Origin of the sequence: Sinomonas susongensis (assembly GCF_005877005.1) — a bacterium.
GTDB lineage: Bacteria > Actinomycetota > Actinomycetes > Actinomycetales > Micrococcaceae > Sinomonas > Sinomonas susongensis.
In genome coordinates, this window is sequence record NZ_SSNH01000004.1 from 1 (window position 1) to 21086 (window position 21086).

General features: G+C 68.9%; 16 protein-coding genes, 2 tRNA genes and 1 pseudogene. 5 read left to right on the forward strand and 14 right to left on the reverse strand.

All coding sequences use genetic code 11. From position 1 onward, the window contains the following. From E6A21_RS06535 to E6A21_RS06555, 5 genes and pseudogenes are all read right to left on the reverse strand, one after another. Window positions 1-322 (reverse strand): annotated as a pseudogene (locus E6A21_RS06535) (amino acid permease); the annotation flags it as partial. Window positions 323-357: 35 nt separating this feature from the next. Beyond that, window positions 358-1821 (reverse strand): aspartate ammonia-lyase, encoded by a 1464-nt coding sequence (locus E6A21_RS06540; protein ID WP_138443357.1) that lies wholly within the window; start codon window positions 1819-1821, stop codon window positions 358-360. A gap of 73 nt (window positions 1822-1894) precedes the next feature. Next, the gene (locus E6A21_RS06545) at window positions 1895-2956 is read right to left on the reverse strand and encodes an asparaginase (protein WP_138443358.1); all 1062 of its coding nucleotides are present in this window, start codon (window positions 2954-2956) and stop codon (window positions 1895-1897) included. A 52-nt stretch (window positions 2957-3008) separates the two neighbouring features. After that, entirely contained in the window at window positions 3009-3743 is a 735-nt protein-coding gene (locus tag E6A21_RS06550; protein ID WP_138443359.1) for a FadR/GntR family transcriptional regulator, read from the reverse strand. A 64-nt stretch (window positions 3744-3807) separates the two neighbouring features. Continuing rightward, the gene (locus E6A21_RS06555; protein ID WP_138443360.1) at window positions 3808-4467 is read right to left on the reverse strand and encodes a DUF1684 domain-containing protein; all 660 of its coding nucleotides are present in this window, start codon (window positions 4465-4467) and stop codon (window positions 3808-3810) included. A gap of 41 nt (window positions 4468-4508) precedes the next feature. On the opposite strand from E6A21_RS06555, the gene E6A21_RS06560 reads away from it, so the two are divergent. Both E6A21_RS06560 and E6A21_RS06565 read left to right on the forward strand, forming a co-directional pair. Then, window positions 4509-5351 carry a hypothetical protein gene (locus tag E6A21_RS06560; RefSeq protein WP_246036246.1) on the forward strand — a complete coding sequence of 281 codons (843 nt, stop codon included), beginning with the start codon at window positions 4509-4511 and terminating at the stop codon, window positions 5349-5351. A 30-nt stretch (window positions 5352-5381) separates the two neighbouring features. Next, window positions 5382-6188, forward strand: a complete 807-nt coding sequence (locus E6A21_RS06565; RefSeq protein WP_138443361.1) for a transglutaminase-like domain-containing protein — start codon at window positions 5382-5384, stop codon at window positions 6186-6188. 48 nt (window positions 6189-6236) lie between these two features. On the opposite strand, the gene E6A21_RS06570 is transcribed toward E6A21_RS06565, so the two are convergent. From E6A21_RS06570 to bcp, 7 genes are all read right to left on the reverse strand, one after another. Further along, window positions 6237-6722, reverse strand: coding sequence for a MarR family winged helix-turn-helix transcriptional regulator (locus E6A21_RS06570; protein WP_138443362.1), 486 nt, complete (start codon window positions 6720-6722; stop codon window positions 6237-6239). Further along, window positions 6719-7852, reverse strand: a complete 1134-nt coding sequence (locus E6A21_RS06575) for an LLM class flavin-dependent oxidoreductase (RefSeq protein WP_138443363.1) — start codon at window positions 7850-7852, stop codon at window positions 6719-6721. The genes E6A21_RS06570 and E6A21_RS06575 overlap by 4 nt, the downstream gene beginning before the upstream one ends. 111 nt (window positions 7853-7963) lie before the next feature. Further along, the gene (locus tag E6A21_RS06580) at window positions 7964-11071 is read right to left on the reverse strand and encodes an efflux RND transporter permease subunit (protein WP_138443364.1); all 3108 of its coding nucleotides are present in this window, start codon (window positions 11069-11071) and stop codon (window positions 7964-7966) included. Window positions 11072-11140: 69 nt separating this feature from the next. Next, the gene (locus E6A21_RS06585) at window positions 11141-12631 is read right to left on the reverse strand and encodes a malate:quinone oxidoreductase (RefSeq protein WP_138443365.1); all 1491 of its coding nucleotides are present in this window, start codon (window positions 12629-12631) and stop codon (window positions 11141-11143) included. A 101-nt stretch (window positions 12632-12732) separates the two neighbouring features. Further along, window positions 12733-14394 (reverse strand): ABC transporter substrate-binding protein, encoded by a 1662-nt coding sequence (locus tag E6A21_RS06590; protein WP_246036247.1) that lies wholly within the window; start codon window positions 14392-14394, stop codon window positions 12733-12735. Between the two features lie 88 nt (window positions 14395-14482). Beyond that, a tRNA-Leu gene (locus tag E6A21_RS06595) sits at window positions 14483-14567 on the reverse strand. A 79-nt stretch (window positions 14568-14646) separates the two neighbouring features. Continuing rightward, window positions 14647-15132 (reverse strand): thioredoxin-dependent thiol peroxidase, encoded by a 486-nt coding sequence (bcp, locus tag E6A21_RS06600; protein ID WP_138443366.1) that lies wholly within the window; start codon window positions 15130-15132, stop codon window positions 14647-14649. 203 nt (window positions 15133-15335) lie between these two features. Here bcp and E6A21_RS06605 point away from each other — a divergent pair. Next, window positions 15336-15408: transfer RNA gene (locus E6A21_RS06605), tRNA-Lys, on the forward strand. A 154-nt stretch (window positions 15409-15562) separates the two neighbouring features. On the opposite strand, the gene E6A21_RS06610 is transcribed toward E6A21_RS06605, so the two are convergent. Together E6A21_RS06610 and E6A21_RS06615 are read right to left on the reverse strand one after the other, a co-directional pair. Next, entirely contained in the window at window positions 15563-16318 is a 756-nt protein-coding gene (locus E6A21_RS06610) for a hypothetical protein (protein ID WP_138443367.1), read from the reverse strand. 155 nt (window positions 16319-16473) lie between these two features. Beyond that, window positions 16474-16959, reverse strand: coding sequence for a hypothetical protein (locus E6A21_RS06615; protein WP_138443368.1), 486 nt, complete (start codon window positions 16957-16959; stop codon window positions 16474-16476). A 192-nt stretch (window positions 16960-17151) separates the two neighbouring features. Here E6A21_RS06615 and ilvD point away from each other — a divergent pair, with 192 nt between their 5' ends. Together ilvD and E6A21_RS06625 are read left to right on the forward strand one after the other, a co-directional pair. Then, complete coding sequence (ilvD, locus tag E6A21_RS06620; protein ID WP_138443369.1) at window positions 17152-18879, forward strand: dihydroxy-acid dehydratase; 1728 nt, start codon at window positions 17152-17154, stop codon at window positions 18877-18879. Between the two features lie 329 nt (window positions 18880-19208). Then, window positions 19209-21083: an acetolactate synthase large subunit gene (locus E6A21_RS06625; RefSeq protein WP_138443370.1), complete on the forward strand. Its 1875-nt coding sequence runs from the start codon at window positions 19209-19211 to the stop codon at window positions 21081-21083. Window positions 21084-21086 lie beyond the last annotated feature (3 nt).

Here is a 21086-nt window from a genome sequence, read left to right on the forward strand (position 1 = left end):
CGAAGGACCCGGAGGAGGGCCGGTGCAGGACGAGCTCGCCCAGGGCGCGCAGGATGAGGAAGACGAAGAAGCCGCAGATCGCGTAGGAGAGCACGAGGGAGGGCCCGGCCGCGGCGAGGCGCCCGCCCGCGCCCAGGAACAGGCCGGTGCCGATCGCGCCGCCGATCGCGATCATCTGGATCTGGCGGGCCTTGAGCCCCTTGTGGTAGCCGGCATCCTCGGCATGGATCACATGGTCCCTCGAATGCGCGTGGCCACGGTCTTCAAGACGGTCGGCGAGCTGCTGGTCGCCGTCCTGCGGGACGGACTCGGTGGAGGACATCGGCGTCCTTTCGTTGGTGGGGTTGGAAGGGAAGGCTAGGCGCTGAGATTCGCGAGGCGCTCGGGGCGGAGGAGCTCCTCCAGCCTCTCGGCGGTGAGGAGCCCGCGCTCGAGCACGAGTTCGGCGACGCCGCGCCCCGTGGCGAGGGCCTCCTGGGCGATCGCCGTCGCCGCCGCGTAGCCGAGGTAGGGGTTGAGCGCGGTGACGAGGCCGATCGAGTGTTCGACGCTCGCCCGAAGCCGCTCTGCGTTCGCCGTGATGCCCCGAACGCAGCGCTCGGTGAGGGTGTGGCAGGCGGCTTCGAGGTGCGAAATGCTCTTGTGGAGGCTGTGCACGATGATCGGCTCGAAGGCGTTGAGCTGGAGCTGTCCTGCCTCGGCGGCCATGGTGATCGTGACGTCGTTTCCGATGACCTCGTAGGCCACTTGGCTGACCACCTCGGGGATGACCGGGTTGATCTTGCCGGGCATGATCGACGAGCCGGACTGCACCGCGGGCAGGACGATCTCCGCGAGACCGGCGCGCGGCCCCGACGAGAGCAGGCGGAGGTCGTTGCAGATTTTCGAGAGCTTGACGGCGACCCGCTTGAGAACGCCCGAGAGGTGCACGAACGCGCCCATGTCCTGGGTTGCCTCGATGAGGTCGACGGCGGTGACGAGCGGCAGGCCCGTGGCGTCGCCGAGGTGGCGGCAGGCCGCTTCCGCGTAGCCGGGAGGTGCGTTGAGCCCGGTGCCGATGGCGGTTGCGCCGAGGTTGATCTCGTGCACGAGCCGCGAGGCCTCGCGAAGTCGCTCGCGGTCCTCGCCGATCGTCACGGCATAGGTCCCGAACTCCTGGCCGAGAGTCATGGGCACGGCATCCTGAAGCTGGGTCCGGCCCATCTTGACCACAGTGCGGAATTCGGCTGCCTTCTGCGCGAACGCATCCTCGAGCGAGGTGAGCGCCGCGAGGAGGCCCTCGATGCCGTAGACCGTCGCCACCCGCACCGCCGTCGGGTAGACGTCGTTGGTCGACTGGCTCAGGTTCACGTGGTCGTTCGGGTGCAGCCTCGCGTAGTGGCCCTTCGCCTCGCCGAGCAGCTCGAGCGCTCTGTTGGCGATGACCTCGTTCGCGTTCATGTTGGAGGAGGTGCCCGCACCGCCTTGGACGACGTCGACGACGAACTGATCCGCCAGCTCTCCGTCGAGGATCTCGAGGCACGCCTTCTCGATGGCGGCGCCGCGCTCCCCGTCGAGAAGCCCGAGTTCCTGGTTCGCCCTCGCAGCGGCGAGCTTGACCGCCGCCAGCCCTCGCACGAGATGCGGGTTGGTCGAGAGCGGCTGCCCCGTGATGGGGAAGTTCTCGACCGCGCGCAGCGTGTGGACGCCCCAGTAGGCGTCGACGGGGATCTCGCGATCGCCCAGGAGATCATGGTCGGTGCGCGTTGGACGCGTCGCGGCGAGCCCGGCGCGGGAGGCCGGGGGCGCGGCGTCGTCGAGGGGCGCGGCGGCACGGATCATGGGAAGGCCTTTCATGCGAGGACGCCCGGGGAGCTGGGGGAGGCTGAAGGATAAAGCGGCAGACGGGCAGGGTTCAGGCGGGGAATGCGTCGTCGAGGGCGGCGAAGATTCCCACCGGGCGGCCGCCACCGAGGACGGTTGCGGCGGCGAGCCCCGCGAGTGGTGCGTCGGGCGCGGCTTCGGGGATTCCGAGCGCGGCGAGCGCGCGCACGGCGATCGGCATGCGGGCGCGGTCGGCGCCGTCCGAGACCTTCACGGCGACTGCACGGCCATCAGGAAGCCCGACGAGCTGGATGCCCTCGAAGCCGTCCTTCGCGACGGCGCCCGGCAGGAGCCGCATGAGCGCGGTGACGTCCCGGCCTTCGCCTGCCACCATCCCGGGATGGGCCGTCATGGCGCGGGCGACGGCGGCTTCCGCGCTCAGGGCGCCATTCGCGCCGTCGTCTGTCGCGGCGGCCCGTGCGAGCCGCCCGTAGGCCCGCGCCATTGCCGCGAGGCTGAGGGCGGGAAGCGGCGTGCCGCAGCCGTCGGTGGTCCACGCCGCGGGCTCCTCGCCCGTCAGCTCGGCGATGGTGGCGGCGATGAGCTGCTGCAGCGGGTGATCTGGTTGGAGGTATCCGCTGACCGGCCAGCCGTTGATCGTGCAGACGGCGGCCATGGCGGCGTGCTTGCCGGAGCAGTTCTGGCAGAGGTGGTCGGCTGTCCCGCCATCGTGGAGCCATTGCTCGCGCTCGGGCACTCCGTACGGGAGGTCGACCGTGTTCTCGAGCGCCGAGATCCCGAGGCCGTGCAGCCTGAGGATGCGCAGTGCACCCTCCCGATGCGGCTGGGCGCCGCTGTGGCTCGCGGCGGCGAGCGCAAGGAGTTCGTCGGGGAGCCTGAGGCCCGCGCGCACGAGGGCCACCGCCTGGAGCGGCTTGAGCGCTGAGCGCGGATAGACCGGAGCGCTCGAGTCGCCCACTTCCCAGAGGAGGGTCCCGTCAGCGGCCGTTGCGGCCACGCTTCCGTAGTGGACGCCTTCGACGAGGTCGCCGCGGATCTGTACGGCGAGTGGGACGTGGGCGGGGAGGCCCGGAAGCACGAGGGCGCGGCCTGCGGGGGAGACGTACGGGGAGTGATCAGGGGTGGAAGGCATGGCTCTCTGAGGACGGCGCTAGGCGGATTGTGATCGGCGGTGTGGAGGACCGCTAGGGTCCGGGGGTTCCCAGGGACCCGAGCGCTTCATTGACTGCCGCGAGGTGCTCAGCCATGGCGGCGCTCGCGAGCTCGGCGGAGCCGGCCTCGAGCGCGGTGACGATCCGGCGGTGTTCGACGTCGGAGGCGCGCTGGCGGTCGGCGACGAGGTTGAGGGTTTCGGACTGGTTGGAGAGCGCCTCGCGCAGGTCGACGACGACGCTTTCGAAGACCTTGTTGCCGCTTGCCCGTGCGATGAGGCAGTGGAATGCCGCGTCGAGGGCGACCCACGCGGCTGGGTCGTCCTCGAGGACCATGTCGGCGACGATGCCCTTGAGGGTCGCGAGGTCCTCGTCGCTGCGGCGCAGGGCGGCGAGGCCGGCTGCAGGGACCTCGATGTGCGGGCGCGCCTCGGTGAGGTCCCGGGCGGAATAGCGGCCGAGCACGAGGTCGCCCGAGATGCGGCCCGAGACGACGAAGGTCCCCTTGCCGGTGTGGGTCTCCGTGAGTCCCAGCGCGGCGCAGGAGCGCAGCGCCTCCCGGACCACCGAGCGGCTGACGCCGTAGCGCGCCGCCAGAGCGGCCTCCGCAGGGAGCTTCGAGCCGACCGGGAGGTCGCCTGCCTCGATGGCGCCTCGCAGTTCGGCGAGGACAGCCTCGGCCGCGCTCAGGCGGGGGAGCGGCCGCGACGGGGCGCCGGAGGGGATTGCCTCCCGCTGTCTAGCTGTAGGGCTGTCAGACAGGTTCACCCGACGACTATGGCACTCCTCACACAGCACTGTCAACCGGCCACGGGACCCCTGGGCGTATGGCCTACCGCTCGAGCGGCGGGTACAGCTCGCCTACGGGTATCTCCGCCGCAAGACGGTTCTCCGGGCCGGGGAGGGGGCAGGCCCACGCCTCGTTGTAGGCGCAGGAGGGGTTGTACGCGAAGTTGAAGTCGAGCGTGTAGACCGCGACGCCGGTCGGATCGGTCCTGGCGCCGAGATAGGCCCCCTTGATCGTGTCGACGAGATACCTCCCGGCGCCATAGGTCCCGTCCGGCCGTCCGGCCGTGGCATCCCGGAACGGCACGAAGACGCCCCCGCCATACCCTGCATGCCGCCACGCGGCGAGCCGGCCGAGCCCGGGCACGTCGAACGTTCCGATTCGCACGAATGGCACCACACCGTCCGTGCCCGTCCGCACGGGCCTCTCCTGGCCCGCGCCGTCCGCGAGGAGCGGGAGCTCGAAGCGGAAGCCGGCGTCGTAGGGGGCGGTGTGCAGCCCGCGGAAAGCTGTGCGGTCCGCGGGGACGACGGCGGAGGCGGGGTGGGTGCCGAAGAGCACGTCCCGCTCACGGCGCCACAGGTCGTGGCCCTCGCGGGGGCTTGCCGCCGCGCGGACCCGCTGATAGAGGTCGAACACGCGGAGCCGCCAGTCGGCGACGTCGTGCGCGGGGATTGCGAGGCCGTCCTCGTCCTGCTCCAGCATGGCGCCAGACTACCGCTGTCGCGGTTCGCTAGGGTGTCGGTATGGTCGTCGCCCGCCACGCTGTCCTCCCCGCTGGCACCGAAGCCAGCACGGAGGCCAGCGCCGCCACAAGCACCGCCGCCAGAACCCCCGCCAGCCCTCGAGCGCGTGTTTTGCTCAGCGCCGTCCTGTGCGCGCTGTTCCTTGCGGGGTGCGGCGCGAGTCAGAGCGGCCCCCAATGGACTCCTGTGGTTCCCGGGAGCGCCTCGGCGAGTGCTTCGCCAGCTCCCTCGGGCAGCACCTCGGCGGGCGCGACGTCGGCCCAGTGGAAGACCTTCACCGACCCTGGGAAGACGATCAGCTTCGAGCTGCCCGCCCAGTGGATCGTGCAGTCGGCCCCGCTGGCCCCCGGCTCCGCCGCGGGTGCCGTGCACTACGACGTCAAGAAGGCCGACGGGACGTTCGTCGCGGGCCTCCAGACGGGTCTGCCGGTGCCGACCCCGCAGCCGTGCGACGCTGGTCAGGCGAAGCCCTACACGGTGCTCAACAGCGTGCCGGTCAACCTGCCGTTCCAGGACGGTCCGACGGCCCTCACGCCGCGCTTCGTCTTCCGGGTGATCCAGGGCTACAAGTACTTCGGCTCTTTCGGACTCGTGGGGGTCACGACGTCGGCTCAGGACGGCAAGGCGTGCCGCCTGCTCAACATCGTCCCGGGCCCGACCGGCACCGGCGGCTACGCGTTCTCCGACGTCACGGAACTCGCGCCGCTTGCCGCGAATGCGGAGGTTGCCCCGCTGCAGGCATTCGATAACCTTGCACAGGCGTCCGATTACGTCCGGGCGTCGGGAGACTTCGCCGATGCGCAGCGCATGATCATGTCGCTGAAGTTCACGAAGACCTCCTAGGCCTTTCGACTCCTAGCCGTCTGGAGCCCAATGCTGCGTACTGTCAGCGCCCGTCTCTCGTTCACCACAGTGGCGCGGACGAAGGTCGCAATGGCCGTCGCCGTCGCACGGAACGCCGGGTACGCGTCCTTCGACGAGCGGCTCAGCGTGACCGCCGACGGCCAGCCGGTCCCCTGGCGCGAACTCGTCGACGGGCATGGCGGCCGCTTCCACGTCCTCGAGTTCGACTACCCGTCGGATGTCGACGTCGAGTACACCGCGAGCGTGCGGGGCCGGGCCGTTCCCGACGCGGTCGACGAGATGGACCTCATCCGCTACGTCCGGCCGAGCCGCTATGCGGAGAGCGACCGCCTGCTGCCCACCTCGTACGGGCAATTCGGGGGGATGGGCGGGTCCCAGCTCGCGGTCGCGGTCCGCAAGTGGGTGCACGAACAGCTCTCGTACGTTGCCGGTTCGTCCCGGGGGACCGACGGCGCGGTGGAGACCCTTCTGCACCGCCGTGGCGTGTGCAGGGACTATGCGCACCTCGCGATAGCGCTCCTGAGGGCCAAGGACGTTCCCGCGAGGCTCACGGCGGTCTACGCTCCCGGGTTGCGGCCCATGGACTTCCACGCCGTCGCGGAGGCCTACGTCGACGGGTCGTGGCACGTGATCGACCCGACTGGCCTCGCGCCGCGATCCGGCATGCTCCGGATCACGGCTGGACGCGACTCCTCCGACACGGCATTCCTCTCGACGGTCGGCGGAAGCCTCGTGCTGCGGAAGCTCGCTGTCGCAGCGGACTGCGACGAATCGCTCCCGGACGACGATCCGGAAGCGCTCGCCGTCATCGGCTAGCGGCTCCTCCATCGGCCGAGGAACGGACGCGGCGCAGGAACCCTCTGCTCAGAGCGGATGGTTCTCGACGACGTGCTCGCGGAGCTTGGCGGTGAGCCGCTTCAGTTCGGCGAGCTCTTCGGCGTCGAGCGCGCCGCCGAAGAGCCGGGCGATCTCGCGGACATGCTCGCGGCCGATGCGCCGCTGGGTCTCGCGCCCGGCCTCCGTCAGGGTGATGAGGATTCCCCGAGCATCGTCGGGCGCTGCCCGGCGCGTGACGAGGCCTTTGCGCTCCAGCCGCTCGACGAGCCGGCTGAGACTCGACTGCGCGAGCAGCACATGGTCGTTGAGCTCGTTGAGGCGCAGGCCGCTTTCCGGGCAGCCGCTGAGGGTGAAGAGGACGTCGTACTCCTTGATGCCGAGCCCGCGGAATGCCGGGTCGGCCTGGAGACGCCGCATCACGGCGACCTGCGCCCGGAAGAGGGACTCCCACGCCTCGGCCGCGTCCCGCACTGATGGCGCGGGGCTCGTCGTGGCACTGGAGGGGGCGTTCATTTCGCTGCCTCCGCCTCCGCATGTGCCTCGGCGGGCGCCTGTGCCTCTGCCGGCTCGGGTGAGGCCTTGCGCTCGAGGAGCGCGGCGTGGGTCGGACCCTCGGGGACGTCGGCCGGACGCCCGGCCTCGAAGCCGGCCTTGAGCTCGGGGAGCACCTCCCCGAGGAGGTCGAGCTGGTCGAGCACCGTCTTCAGCGGAAGGCCCGCGTGGTCCACGAGGAACAGCTGCCGCTGGTAGTCCCCGAAGTAGTCGCGGAACGCGAGCGTCTTCTCGACGAACTCCGCCGGGCTGCCGACGGTGAGCGGGGTCTGGGACGTGAAGTCCTCGAGGGAGGGGCCGTGGCCGTAGACCGGCGCGTTGTCGAAGTACGGCCGGAACTCGCGTACGGCGTCCTGCGAGTTGCGGCGCATGAAGAACTGGCCGCCGAGACCGACGATGGCCTGATGGGCCTTGCCGTGGCCGTAGTGCTCGTAGCGCTCGCGATACAGGTTGATGAGGCGGATGTAGTGCTCCTTGGGCCAGAAGATGTTGTTGGCGAAGAAGCCGTCGCCGTAGTACGCGGCGAGCTCTGCGATCTGCGGCGTGCGGATGGAACCGTGCCAGACGAAGGGAGCGACGCCGTCGAGCGGGCGCGGGGTGGCGGTGAAGTTGTGGAGCGGCGTGCGGAACTTGCCCGACCAGTCGACGACGTCCTCATCCCACAGGCGGCGGAGGAGCGCGTAGTTCTCGATCGTGAGTTCGAGCGCATCGTGCGGGTTCTTGCCGAACCAGGGGTACACGGGGGCGGTGTTGCCGCGCCCCAGGACGAGGTCGGTCCTGCCGTCGACCAGATGCTGGAGCATCGCGAAGTCTTCCGCGATCTTGACGGGATCGTTGGTCGTGATGAGCGTCGTCGTCGTGGAGAGGATGAGCCGCTCAGTCTGCGCGCCGATGTAGCCGAGCAGCGTGGTGGGCGAGCTCGGGTAGAAGGGCGGGTTGTGGTGCTCCCCGGTCGCGAAGACGTCGAGTCCGACCTCCTCGGCGTGCCGGGCGATCTGGACGATGGCCTTGATCCGCTCGGCCTCCGTCGGCATGCGGCCATTCGTGGGGTCGAGCGTGACGTCGCCTACGCTGAAGATTCCGAACTGCATGATGACCTCTCTCCTCGTGTCTTTCCCAGAGTACATGCATTTGCATCTACTTTGAACCGAGGAGTGCTGCCGATTGTTTCCCGGGGGCGGCCCTGGCTGCCGGCCGGGGCGTCAGCTCTCGAGGACGAGCGGCTCGGCGATCTCCCGGAGGAGCCGGCGGCGCTCGAGCCGCCCTTCGACGAGCCGGTACAGCACCGGCACCAGGACGAGCGTGAGCGCAGTCGAGGAGACGAGTCCGCCGATGACGACGACGGCGAGCGGCTGCGAGATGAAGCCGCCGCCCCCGGTGAGGCCGAAGGCCATTGGCGTGAGGGCGAAGATCGTCGCGAGTGCCGTCATGAGGATCGGCCGCAGCCTCTGCCGCGCCCCCCGCTCGATGGCGTCCTCGAGCGGGAGGGCAGGCCGTCCGGGACTCGGGCGCCTGTACTGGTTGATGAGGTCTATGAGGACGATCGCGTTCGTCACGACGATGCCGACGAGCATGAGGAGGCCGATGAGGGCCGGGAGCCCGAGCGGGATCCCGGTCGCGAGGAGGAGCAGGATGGCTCCCGTCGCGGCGAACGGGATGGACACGAGCAGCACGAGCGGCTGGATGAGGCTCTTGAACGCGGCGACCATGACGACGTAGACGATCGCGATCGCGGCGAGCAGCGCCAGTCCCAGCTGGCGGAACGAGTCCGCCTGCTGGCTCGCCGCGCCGCCCACCGACGCCGTGGCCCCGGCGTCGAGAGAGAGGTTGTTCACGCGCTGCTGGACCGCGGCGCTCACGGTGCCGAGGTTCGAATCGCCCGGGGTGACCGAGACGGTCGCCGTGCGCTGGCCGGATGTGCTCGTCACGGTGACCGGCACGTTCAGCGCCTCCACGCTCGCGATCGCCCCCAAGGTGAGGCCGTGGGCGCCCGGGAGCGGCAGCGCCCGGACGGCGTCGACGCTGGAGAACTGGGTGCCCTTCCCGATGAGCACGGGATAGTCGGTGGTGTCGATCCGCACGGTCCCCGCGGGAATCGGGCTGACCGTCGCCGCGAGCATCGCCCCGACCTGCTGCTCGTTGAGACCCGCAGCGGTGGCCTTCGCGCGGTCGACCTTCACCTGCACGACGGGCTGGGCGGCTGCGAGATTGCTCGTGACGCCCGTGGCGCCGGGAACGCCCTGGAGCGCACTGACGACGGCGTCATTGGCTTTGGAGAGGGAGGCGGCGTCGGGCGCCTTGACAGTCACGTCCACGGTGGACGCCGTCCCGAAACCACCCTGCTGCTGGCTGAGGTTCACCTGGCCGACGCCGTTGAGGCCGGCGAGCTCGCTCCGCACGCGCTGCTGGAGCGCCAGCTGGTCGCTGTTCTCGTCGGTGATCACCGTGAACGTCGCGCTCGAGGCACCTGAGGAGAGGAACGCACTGAATCCGGTCGTCGAGTTGCCGACGGTGACCTGCACGGTCTTGATGCCGTCCATGTGCCTCAGGACGTCCTCCACCTTGCCGGCCGCGGCGCTTGTCGCGTCGAGGCTCGTGCCCGGCGGCATCGTCTGGCTCACCGTGAAGCTGTTCTCCCCGGAATTGCCGAGCAGATTGGTCGGGAGGAGGGGCGTGAGGGCGAAGGTCCCGACGAGGACGACGGCGCCCGCGACGAGCGTCCACACCGGGTGCCGCTGGGTCGAGCGCAGGATCGGGAGATAGCCGCGCTGGATGAGGCTGCGCTTCTCCTTCTCGTGGGCGCGTGCTTCGACCTCGGCCCGGTCGACGGCGGGCCGCGGCTTGCGGCCGAGGAACCAGTAGGCCAGGACGGGCACGATGGTGAGGGCGACCGCGAGGGAGGCGAGGAGCGCGATCGTGACCGTGAGCGCGAACGGTCGGAACAGCTCGCCCGCAAGGTTTCCGACGAACGCGATCGGGAGGAAGACCGCGACTGTCGTGAGGGTCGAGGCCGTCACGGCGCCGGCGACCTCGCGGACCGCGGCGAGGATCGCCGTCGTCTTCTCCTCGCCGTAGCTCAGGTGGCGTTTGATGTTCTCGATCACGACGATCGAGTCGTCCACGACGCGGCCGATGGCGATCGTGAGTGCGCCGAGCGTGAGGATGTTGAGCGAATAGTGCGCCGCGAAGAGACCGATGAACGTGATGAGGAGCGAGAGCGGGATGGAGACCGCCGTCACGAGCGTCGAACGGACGGAGAGCAGGAACACGAGGATCACGAGGACCGCGAAGCCGAGGCCGAGGAGGCCCTCGGTCGTGAGGTCCTGGATGGACTTCTCGATGAACGGTGCCTGGTCGAAGACGGTCGTGAGCTTGGCGTTCGAGCCGAGCGCCGACTGGAGGCAGGGGACCGCGTTCCGGACGGCGTGCGAGATCGCGACGGTGTCGCCGTCGGGCTTCTTCGTCACGGAGACCGCGAGCGTGGGCTTCCCGTCGGTGCGGGTGATCGAGGTGGCTGCGTCGTCCTGGATGGCGACGGCGGCGACGTCGCCGATCGTGGTGGGCTGCGTCGCCCCGGCGAGCGGGAGCCCCTTGACCGCGTCGGTCGAGTCGATCGGGCTGCCGGCCTGGAGGGAGAGCGTGCGCCCCTGGTCGGTCACGGTGCCGACCGGAACAAGCGAGCCGTTGTTCTGCAGAGCGGTCTTGATCGCCCCGACATCCACGCCGCGGGCCGCGAGAGCCGCGGGGTCCGGCTGAATCTGGATGTGCCGGGTCGCGCCACCCGTGATGTCGACGCTTCGGACGCCGTCGATCTTCGACAGGGAGGGGACCACCTGCTGCGTGAGCTCATTCTGGAGGTCGCTCAGCGGGCGGTCGGACGACGCTGCGAGGAAGACGATCGGGAAATCCGTGATGCTCCCCGCCAGGGTATTGGGGGAGACGTCCGAGGGGAGCTCTGACTTGGCGTTCGAGATCGCTCGGTCGATCTGGTTGCGCGCCCGGTCGAGGTCGGTCCCGTACTGGAAGGAGAGCCGGATCGTGGAGACACCCGTGCGCGACGTCGACGCGCTGCTCTCGAGGCCTTCGACCGCTTGGAGCGCCTTCTCGAGCGGCTGCCCGACCTGCTTGTCGACGACGTCGGGCGATGCGCCCGGCATCGAGGTCACGACGGTGAGCTGTGGGAATTCGATCGACGGGATGAGCTCCTGCTTGAGCGTCCCCATGGTGATCACGCCGAACACGGCGGCGAAGACCGTGATGAGCGCGATGAGAGCCTTGTTTGACATCGAAAGGCTCGCGAGCCGGAACATAGGGTGGTCTCCCGTCGAACGACGACGGCCCGCACCGTACCACGGTGCGGGCCGCCGGATGCCTGTGCGTTACTGGGCGGTGGCCGCCAGCTGGAGGGCGTCGGCTGTGGTGGCAGCGACCTCGGCCAGCAGGTCGGGATTCTCATTGAGCTTGACGCCGTAGCCCGGCATCATCTCGCGGAGCTTGTCCTCCCAGCCACGGTACTTCTTGGGGAAGCACCTCCGCATGAGCTCGAGCATAATCGGAACCGCCGTGGAGGCGCCGGGCGAAGCGCCCAGCAGGGCGCCGACGGACCCGTCACGCGACGTGATGACCTCAGTGCCGAACTGCAGGACGCCACCCTTCTGCGGGTCCTTCTTGATGATCTGCACGCGCTGCCCCGCAGTGATGAGCTCCCATTTGTCGCCGTCGGCGAGCGGGAAGTACTCGCGGAGCGCCTCGACCTTCGCGCTGTGGCTCTTCGCCACCTCCTTCACGAGGTAGGCGGTGAGATCCATGTTGTCCTTCGCGACCGCGAGCATGGGCACGATGTTCCCGAGCCGGATCGAGAGGGGCAGGTCGAGGAGCGAGCCGTTCTTGAGGAAGTTCGTCGAGAAGCCGGCATAGGGCCCGAAGAGGAGCGAGCGCTTGCCGTCGACGTAGCGGGTGTCGAGGTGCGGAACCGACATCGGGGGAGCGCCCACCGACGCCTGGCCGTACACCTTGGCGTTGTGGCGCGCCGCGATCGACTCGTCCGTGCTGCGGAAGAACTTGCCGGACACGGGGAACCCGCCGTAGCCCTTGCTCTCCGGGATCCCCGACGCCTGCAGGAGGTGGAGCGCCCCGCCGCCCGCACCGATGAACACGAACTTCGCGTGGATGCGCCCGCGCTCGCCCGAGGCGGTGTGCTTCGTGGCGATGTCCCAGCCCCCGCGAGAACGGGAGACATCGGTCACGTCCGTTCCGTAGTTGACCTCGACGCCGTTGCTGGCCAGATAGCCGACGAGCTCCCGGCTCAGCGTGCCGAAGTCGACGTCGGTGCCGGAGGCGACCCGGTTGGCTGCGACGCGGCCCCCGCCTCGCCCTTCCATGACGAGCGGCGCCCATTCCGCGATCTGTGCCGGGTCCTCGCTGAATTCCATCTCGCTGAACAGCGGGTTGGGGTGGAGGGCCTCGAAGCGCTTCCTGAGGTAGTCCGCATGGGCGTCGCCGAGGACGAAGCTCATGTGCGGGACCGTGTGGATGAACCGGGTGGGATCCCCGATGTCACCCTGGCGGACGAGGTGGGACCAGAACTGTCGCGAGAGCTGGAAGCCCTCGTTGATGCCCAGCGCCTTCGCGGGGCTGATCGAGCCGTCCTTCGCCTGGGGCGTGTAGTTGAGCTCACAGTAGGCCGCATGGCCGGTCCCCGCGTTGTTCCACGGGCCCGAGCTCTCGAGCCCCACGGCCGGGAGGCGCTCGAAGAGCACCACGTTCCAGGCCGGTTCAAGTTTCTTGATGAACGCCCCGAGGGTTGCGCTCATGATGCCCCCGCCGATCAAGACGACGTCGGCGGACCGAGTGGTGGATATGAAGGTCACTGACTCTCCCTGCGCATATGGACCACAGGCAGAATATCCCTCGGCGGGCGGTTCTCTAAATCCCCGCGTGCCTGTGCGTCAAGGGGTTCCCCCTCATTTTTTCAGGGCTGCGAAGTGAGGACCACGTGGTTGAACGTCTCGTTGAGCACAGGGGACGTCGGGTACGTGTCCACCCGGCTCGAGAGGGCCACGGCCGAGATCGGGAAGGCGATGGGGACCGCAGGGGCCGTGCTCGCGATCTGCGCGTTGATGTTCTGGTACGCCTGCGTCCGGTCGTTGCCGTCGGGCAGGCCGCGGGCCCGCCCGAGCTTGCTGAAGAGCTGCGCGTCGAAGAAGCCGAACTCCCCGTTCTTCGATCCGAAGAGCGAGGCCAGGAAGTCGTCGGGATCGGCGTACGTCCCGTAGCGGCCGAGCAGGTGGAACGCGTGATCCCCTGCTGTGGTCACACGCTCGAGGTAGCCGTCCGACCACGCGACGGGCACGGGCTGGATGTTGAGCCCGACGAGCGTGAGCTGCGAGCTCAGCTCCGCATAGACCTTCTCCGGAGAGGGCAGGCACAGGTGCGTGACGTCGAGGGGGTAGTAGAACTTGAGCGGCTCGCCCCGGTAGCCCGATTGGGCGATGAGCCGCTTGGACTTCTCAGGGTCGAAGGACGGGAAGCCGCCGGCCTGGTTGAAGCCGTTCAGCTTGGGCGGGAGGAACTGGGCCGCTGGCTTCGTGTCTTCGAGGAAGATCGGCGTGATCAGCGCAGTCTTGTTGATGGCGGAGGCGACGGCGAGGCGCACGTTCTCGTTCTGGAGGATCGGCACGGACTGGTTCATGCCGAGGTACATGACGGAGAACGGGTCGCGACGGACGACTTGGAGGCCCTTGCGGACGAGGGTCTCGATGTTGTCGAGGGTCACGGCGTCGTAGCCGTCGATCCTGCCGCTGACGAGCGCGTCGAGCCGGCTCTGGGCCTGGTCGTACACCACGAAGGTGAGCTGCCCGATCTGGCCCCGGGTCCCCCAGTAGTCGGGGGAGGCTTCGAGGAGGATCTGGTCGGAGTTCCACGCCTTGAAGCGGAACGGTCCCGTGCCGACGGGATGCTGGGCGTAGCGGGAGATCCTGGTTCCGGCGGACGGCTGGTCCTCGACGTCGGCCGCGCCCGCCTTGAGCGCGGTCGGCGATGAGATCGCGAAGGCGGGGGCCGTGAGGGCCTGGAGCAGTCCCGTGAGCGGCGAGGTGAGGTCGAGCCGGACCCGGTAGTCCCCGAGGACGGTGCAGCCCTTGTAGAGGGAGAGCTGCGGTGCGTCGGAATGGGCCTGGAACGCGGCCGTGAAGGGAAGGACGCCCCGGGAGGCGCGGAGGGAGGGGGAGAATCCGAACCACCGGTCGAAGTTGAACTTCACGTCGGCGGCGGTGAACGGAGTGCCGTCGTGGAACCGGACCCCCTGCCGGAGGGTGAACGTGTACGAGAGGAGGTCCGCGCTCTGCGTCCACTGGATCGCCAGCCCAGGAGCCGGCGCCCCCGTCTCGGGGTCGGTCGTCAGAAGTCCCTCGAGGACCTGGCGGGCGACGCGCCACGATTCGATGTCTGCTGTCAGGGCCGGGTCGAGGCCGATGGGGGAAGCCGGCGTTCCGAAGGTGAACTTCTGGTTCGACGTGGGGGTCGGGCTCGATGAGGCGGTCGGCTTCGGCTGCGGCGAAGGCGTGCACCCTGCCAGCAATGCCGTGACCGCTGCCGCTTGAAGCAGATCCCTGCGCCTGATGCCTCGCGCCACTCCTATGCCTATGCCTTTCCCGCCGCGTGCCCGGCGCCCGTCCCCAGGTGTCGTTCCTGCACGGCCGGGCTCGTGCTCATGCCGGAGGTGGTGCGCGAGGAGGGATTTGAACCCTCACGTCCGAAGACACAGGAACCTAAATCCTGCGTGTCTGCCAATTCCACCACTCGCGCGGGGCCCGCACCGAACTCGGCGGGACCGTCTGTCAGTCTAGCGGGAGTGCCCGGACAGTGGGTCCAGGCGGCACTCGGGTCAGCCGAGGCCGAGGTCGCGCCGGAGCTTCGCGACGTGTCCCTTGGCGCGCACGTTGTACTGGGCCAGCTCGATCCGGCCTTCCGCGTCGAGGACAAACGTGCTGCGGATGAGGCCTTCGTAGGTCCGTCCGTAGTTCTTCTTCTCTCCCCACGCCCCGTAGCGCCCGGCGATCTCGTGCCCCTCGTCGGCGAGGAGCGGGAAGCCGAGGTGCTGCGCCTCCGCGAAGTCGACGATGGCTGAGGCAGGGTCCGGCGAGATTCCGACGACCGAATAGCCCGCGGCGGCGAGCGGAGCCAGGCTGTCGCGGAAATCACACGCCTGCTGAGTGCAGGCCGGGGTGTCGGCCTGAGGGTAGAAATACAGGATCGCCTTGCGCCCGCGGAGGTCCGAGAGCGATGTGGTGCCGCCGTTGGAGTCAGGCAGCGTGAAGTCCGGGGCGGCGTCGCCCGGGGCAAGCCGCGCTGTGGCTGGGGGAGTGCTCATCACGCCAGCGTAGCCTTGCGGGCGGGGCGACGCCGGGCGGCTGTGGGCGACGTGATCGACGGCACTGCGGATGCCTGCGTCCCCGATTTCACTCTGGGCGCGGAACCGTGTAAAGTCTCATGTCGTTGCGGGGGACGCAGCGCGGCCGAAAACGAAGCCCTCAGGGGCTTTGCGGCCCGTCAGGATCCCGCTCAGCGAAAGCTGCGCCTCTAGCTCAACTGGCAGAGCAATTGACTCTTAATCAATGGGTTCCGGGTTCGAGTCCCGGGGGGCGCACTGCAGAGGAAAGGACCCCGTCGCGATTCAGCGATGGGGTCCTTTCCGTTCCGCCGGTCCTTTCGTTCCGCCGGTCCTTTCGTTCCGCCGATCAATTCGACCGGCGAAGGCGGGCAAGCCCTAGGCGCCGAAAGGTCCCAGGGCCCGAACTGCCCTACGCTCCGAACTGCACAGCGTCGACCTTCCACGTTCCGCCCTCGTCGGCCATCGTGACACTCGCGTTCGCGAGCTCGTTGGGATTGATGGCGTCGGGCTGCCCGGACGCGGTCCAGCGGGCGTCGGTCACGGCGGCGCCGTCTGGCCCGACGTACTGGCGGCTCAGGTAGCAGAAGACGTGGCCGCTCTGGAGGGCGGACCCTGCGCTCGTGTGGAGAACGCACTCCATCCCGGTCGTCTGGACCGTGAAGCCGGCGGCGTGGACCTGCCCCTGTCCCGGCGTGAACGCGGCCGCGAACGACCCCGCCATGTGGGCGGTGATGAGTCCCTGCGACAGGAGCTCATCGCGGGCTCCTGTCGGGGAGGCGTACTTCGCGGAGGTCTCGTTCAGGAGGACAGGGAGCACCCGGTAGATCGCGTCGCGCGCCTTGGTCTCGTCGGCGGTGAGTGTGCCCGAGAAGCCGGGCCCGTCGATCTGGAGCGACCGGAGGGTCGGGGCCACGACCGGCACGCTCACCGCCGCTGACGGCGCGTCGGACGACGTCGACGGCCCCGACGGCTGGGGCGCGGACGCCGTAGCCGAGGCAGCCGGTGTCGTCGCGCTGCCGGACGGCGAACCTGTGGGCGTTCCGGTGGCTGCGCTCGCGGCGGGCGCCGCTTGGGGGCCAGCGGCCGAGCACCCCGCGAGCACTGTGCCCGAAGCGAGCGCTCCGAGCGCAAGGGTCGAGGCGAGCAGAAGCTTCCTGGCGGTCATTCAGTGTCCTTCCCGCGGACTCGGCCCTCGCGGACCGTCTCCATCAGACCATGTCTCATCGTCTTGCTCTGCCAACCTACGCGACTTCCTGCAGCCTCCCTGCCGCGACTTGCTGAGCCGCCGCGAACTGCTGGTCCGCTACGGGCAGGTCGTGATCAGAGGGCGCAGAGGTCGCGCATGAACGCCGTGAAGTCGTCGGCGTCGTCCTCCTGCTCGAGGGTCCGGGGAGCGGTCGAACGCTCGGCGGGATCGAGTTGGCACAGCGAACGTATGGTGAAGGAGAACTCACGGCCCGTGCTCGTTCCCACGTCGAATGCGCCCGGCGAGGGTTCGGCGGCGTAGGCGAGATTCGTGAGGTCGACGGTCCAGGGGCGTCCTGCGGCCTCGAGCGTCCGGCGGTCGAAGGGCGCGATGACGAGTTCGATGGGCTGGCGCCTGTACCCGAGGACCACGCCACGCGGCGTGGGCGTCCCGCTGAACGGGCCGTCGAGCATCCCCCCTGCCTCCGCAGCGCACACGAGGTTGTAGGACGCGTAGTTGGGGATCTGCCGGTCGAAGACGCGGTGGAGTGCCGCCTTGAGCGCTGCGTCTGATGCCGCGCGGCCCCTTCCGTCCGCGAGGGGCGGATGCTGGCTGCTCACGCTTGCTCCTTTCGCCGCCGCGCCTCCCAGTCTACGGACAGGTCCGTCCGTGGCTGGAGGGGCGGTGGCGAGGTTTCAGCCCTGTCCAGAATGCGGACACTAGTCCATCTGCTGGATGAAACATTGCCGGAATTTCGCCGATCCTCCCCGGGACAGGTCGGGGGAGCCCGCCCCCGGTCATAGACTCTGCACATGACCGAGCAGAGCCAAACCTCCCCAGCGCCCCGCGAGGGCGTCGACATCAAGCCCCGCAGCCGCGTCGTCACGGACGGCATCCACGCCGCGCCGGCCCGCGGCATGCTCCGCGCGGTGGGCTTCGGCGACGAGGACTTTGCCAAGCCGCAGGTCGGGATCGCGAGCTCGTGGAACGAGATCACTCCGTGCAACCTCTCGCTCGACCGTCTCGCGAAGGCCTCGAAGGAGGGCGTCCACGCTGCAGGCGGCTTCCCCATGCAGTTCGGGACCATCTCCGTCTCCGACGGCATCTCCATGGGCCACCAGGGCATGCACTTCTCCCTCGTCTCGCGCGAGATCATCGCCGACTCGGTCGAGACGGTCATGCAGGCCGAGCGGATCGACGGCCAGGTCCTCCTGGCTGGCTGCGACAAGTCGCTGCCCGGCATGCTGATGGCCGCGGCGCGCCTCGACGTTTCGAGCGTCTTCCTCTACGCCGGCTCGATCATGCCGGGATGGGTCAAGCTCGAAGACGGCACGGAGAAGGACGTCACCCTGATCGACGCCTTCGAGGCCGTCGGCGCCTGCGCTGCGGGACGCATGTCCAAGGGCGACCTCGACCGCATCGAACGCGCCATCTGCCCGGGCGAGGGAGCATGCGGCGGGATGTACACGGCGAACACCATGGCGAGCGCCGCCGAGGCCCTCGGCATGTCGCTCCCCGGTTCCGCCGCTCCGCCCTCGGCGGACCGGCGCCGCGACATGTTCGCCCACCGCTCCGGCGAGGCCGTTGTGAACCTCCTCCGCCAGGGGATCACCTCGCGCGACATCATGACCCGCGAGGCGTTCGAGAACGCGATTGCCGTCATCATGGCCTTCGGGGGATCGACCAACGCGGTGCTCCACCTCCTTGCGATCGCGCGCGAGGCGGAGGTCGAGCTCGAACTCGAGGACTTCAACCGGATCGGCGACAAGGTGCCGCACCTCGGCGACCTCAAGCCGTTCGGACGCTATGTCATGTACGACCTCGACCGCGTCGGCGGGGTGCCCGTCGTCATGCGCGCCCTCCTCGATGCAGGCCTCCTGCATGGGGACGCCCTCACGGTGACCGGCAAGACGGTGGCCGAGAACCTCGAGGAGATCGCTCCGCCGGACCTCGACGGCAAGATCGTCCGCGCAATGGACAACCCCATCCACAAGACCGGCGGGCTCTCGGTGCTGCGCGGTTCGCTCGCGCCCGAAGGCGCCGTCGTCAAGACGGCGGGATTCGACGCCGAGGTGTTTGAGGGCAGCGCCCGCGTCTTCGAGCGTGAGCAGGGCGCACTCGATGCCCTCGACAATGGCGAGATCAAGGCGGGGGACGTCGTCGTCATCCGCTACGAAGGCCCCAAGGGCGGTCCCGGCATGCGCGAGATGCTCGCCATCACCGGCGCGATCAAGGGGGCCGGGCTCGGCAAGGACGTGCTGCTCCTCACGGACGGCCGCTTCTCGGGCGGCACCACGGGCCTGTGCATCGGGCACGTCGCTCCTGAGGCGGTCGACGGCGGCCCGATCGCCTTCGTGCGCGACGGCGACCGGATCCGCGTGGACATCCCGAACCGCACGATCGAGCTGCTCGTCGACGAGAGCGAGCTCGAGGCGCGCCGGGAGGGCTGGGAGCCGCTTCCTGCCAAGTTCACGAAGGGTGTCCTGGCCAAGTACGCGAAGCTCGTCCACTCGGCGAGCGAGGGTGCAGTCCTCAACTGACGTCGAGTGCCGAGGGGCGCCACGACTGCGGCCGGGCCCGAGGGCCCGGCCGCCTGTCAGTCTCACGTCGTGGATGGCAGTCCGAATACTGAGACGGAGACGTCGCAGATTGACACTCTCACAAGCGATTGTGAAGACTGTGGGCATGCGGACCGTTTCGACCGACATGGTGCTCACTGTCGTCGTCCTTGCCAAGCGCGTGGCTTACTGAAGCCCGACTGGCAACGTTCTGTCACGCGCAACCCCTCGGAGAGCCGAAAGGCTGAGGGGTTGTTTTTATTTGAGCTGAGCACAGCTCCTTCGCCACGAAGATCCTAAGGAAGAGACTGATGAGCAAAGGAACGCCGATCAGCCCATCGCTGATGGCTTCGAAGCCGTCTGCGGCCAAGGCCGCGGATTCTGTCGACTCTGTCGACTCTGCCTCTGCCGTCCTGGGGCCCAACCGCGTCGTTGAGCCCACAGAGATGACTGGATCTGAAGCAATCGTCCGCTCGCTCGAGGAACTGGGCGTGGACGATGTCTTTGGTCTTCCGGGCGGCGCGATCCTGCCGACCTACGACCCTCTGATGGCTTCGAAGATCAACCACGTCCTGGTGCGCCACGAGCAGGGCGCCGGCCACGCAGCCCAAGGGTATGCGATGGTCACAGGACGTGTCGGCGTCTGCATCGCCACGTCGGGTCCGGGCGCCACCAATCTGGTGACCGCGATCGCCGACGCGCATATGGACTCCGTCCCCCTCGTAGCAATCACCGGCCAGGTCGCGAGCAGCGTCATCGGCTCCGACGCCTTCCAGGAAGCGGACATCGTCGGCATCACCATGCCGATCACGAAGCACTCGTTCCTCGTCACGCGCGCAGAAGACATCCCGCATACCCTCGCGGCGGCCTTCCATCTCGCGTCGACGGGCCGCCCGGGTCCCGTCCTCGTGGACGTCACCAAGGATGCCCAGCAGTCGAAGATGGTCTTCAGCTGGCCGCCGAAGATCGACCTCCCCGGCTACCGCCCCGTCACGCGCGGACACAGCAAGCAGGTGCGCGAGGCCGCCCGCCTCATCGCCGCCGCGTCCAAGCCCGTCCTCTACGTCGGCGGAGGCGTCATCAAGGCCGACGCGGCCGCGGAGCTCGTACAGCTGGCCGAGACGACGGGCGCGCCCGTCGTGACGACGCTCACCGCGCGGGGGGCCTTCCCGGATTCCCACTCGCAGCATGTCGGCATGCCGGGGATGCACGGGTCGGTCTCGGCCGTCATGGCGCTCCAGCAGGCGGACGTCCTCATCACGCTTGGCGCCCGGTTCGACGACCGGGTGACCGGCGTGCTGAGTACGTTCGCGCCCAATGCCAAGGTGATCCACGCCGACATCGACCCGGCCGAGATCTCCAAGAACCGCACCGCCGACGTGCCCATCGTCGGATCCGTCAAGGAGATCATCCCCGAGCTCACCGAGGCCGTGCGGGCGATCCAGGAGAAGGACGGCGGCGCGGACCTCGCGCCGTGGTGGGCGTTCCTCAACCGGCTCAAGGAGGACTACCCCCTCGGGTGGACCGAGCCGGAGGACGGGCTCCTCTCTCCGCAGAAGATCATCCAGCGCATCGGCGAGCTCACGGGCCCCGAGGGCGTGTACGTCGCCGGAGTCGGGCAGCATCAGATGTGGGCGGCCCAGTTCGTCAAGTACGAGCGTCCTCGAGCCTGGCTCAACTCGGCGGGCCTCGGCACCATGGGCTACTCGGTGCCCGCGGCCATGGGGGCGAAGGTCGGGAACCCCGAGCGCGTCGTGTGGGCGATCGACGGCGACGGCTGCTTCCAGATGACGAATCAGGAGCTCGCCACGTGCACGCTCAACAAGATTCCCATCAAGGTCGCGGTCATCAACAATTCGTCCCTCGGCATGGTGCGCCAGTGGCAGACCCTCTTCTATGACGGCCGCTATTCGAACACCGACCTCCACACCGGCGCCGAAACGCTCCGCATCCCGGACTTCGTCAAGCTCGGCGAGGCCTACGGGTGTGCATCGTTCCGCGTCGAGCGGGAGGACCAGATCGACGACGTCATCAAGCAGGCCTTGGAGATCAACGACCGTCCCGTCGTGATCGACTTCGTCGTGAGCCCCAACGCCATGGTCTGGCCGATGGTCCCGTCCGGCGTGAGCAATGACCTGATCCAGGTGGCCCGCAATTCCACGCCAGTGTGGGAAGAGGAGGACTGAGGC

What these genes read in the sequence shown, in the direction of transcription:
- E6A21_RS06540 (WP_138443357.1), bottom strand. Translation starts at nt 1,821, where the DNA reads ATGATCCGTGCCGCCGCGCCCCTCGACGACGCCGCGCCCCCGGCCTCC.
- E6A21_RS06545 (WP_138443358.1), bottom strand. Translation starts at nt 2,956, where the DNA reads ATGCCTTCCACCCCTGATCACTCCCCGTACGTCTCCCCCGCAGGCCGC.
- E6A21_RS06555 (WP_138443360.1), bottom strand. Translation starts at nt 4,467, where the DNA reads ATGCTGGAGCAGGACGAGGACGGCCTCGCAATCCCCGCGCACGACGTC.
- E6A21_RS06560 (WP_246036246.1), top strand. Translation starts at nt 4,509, where the DNA reads ATGGTCGTCGCCCGCCACGCTGTCCTCCCCGCTGGCACCGAAGCCAGC.
- E6A21_RS06565 (WP_138443361.1), top strand. Translation starts at nt 5,382, where the DNA reads ATGCTGCGTACTGTCAGCGCCCGTCTCTCGTTCACCACAGTGGCGCGG.
- E6A21_RS06570 (WP_138443362.1), bottom strand. Translation starts at nt 6,722, where the DNA reads ATGAACGCCCCCTCCAGTGCCACGACGAGCCCCGCGCCATCAGTGCGG.
- E6A21_RS06575 (WP_138443363.1), bottom strand. Translation starts at nt 7,852, where the DNA reads ATGCAGTTCGGAATCTTCAGCGTAGGCGACGTCACGCTCGACCCCACG.
- E6A21_RS06580 (WP_138443364.1), bottom strand. Translation starts at nt 11,071, where the DNA reads ATGTTCCGGCTCGCGAGCCTTTCGATGTCAAACAAGGCTCTCATCGCG.
- bcp (WP_138443366.1), bottom strand. Translation starts at nt 15,132, where the DNA reads ATGAGCACTCCCCCAGCCACAGCGCGGCTTGCCCCGGGCGACGCCGCC.
- E6A21_RS06610 (WP_138443367.1), bottom strand. Translation starts at nt 16,318, where the DNA reads ATGACCGCCAGGAAGCTTCTGCTCGCCTCGACCCTTGCGCTCGGAGCG.
- ilvD (WP_138443369.1), top strand. Translation starts at nt 17,152, where the DNA reads ATGACCGAGCAGAGCCAAACCTCCCCAGCGCCCCGCGAGGGCGTCGAC.
- E6A21_RS06625 (WP_138443370.1), top strand. Translation starts at nt 19,209, where the DNA reads ATGAGCAAAGGAACGCCGATCAGCCCATCGCTGATGGCTTCGAAGCCG.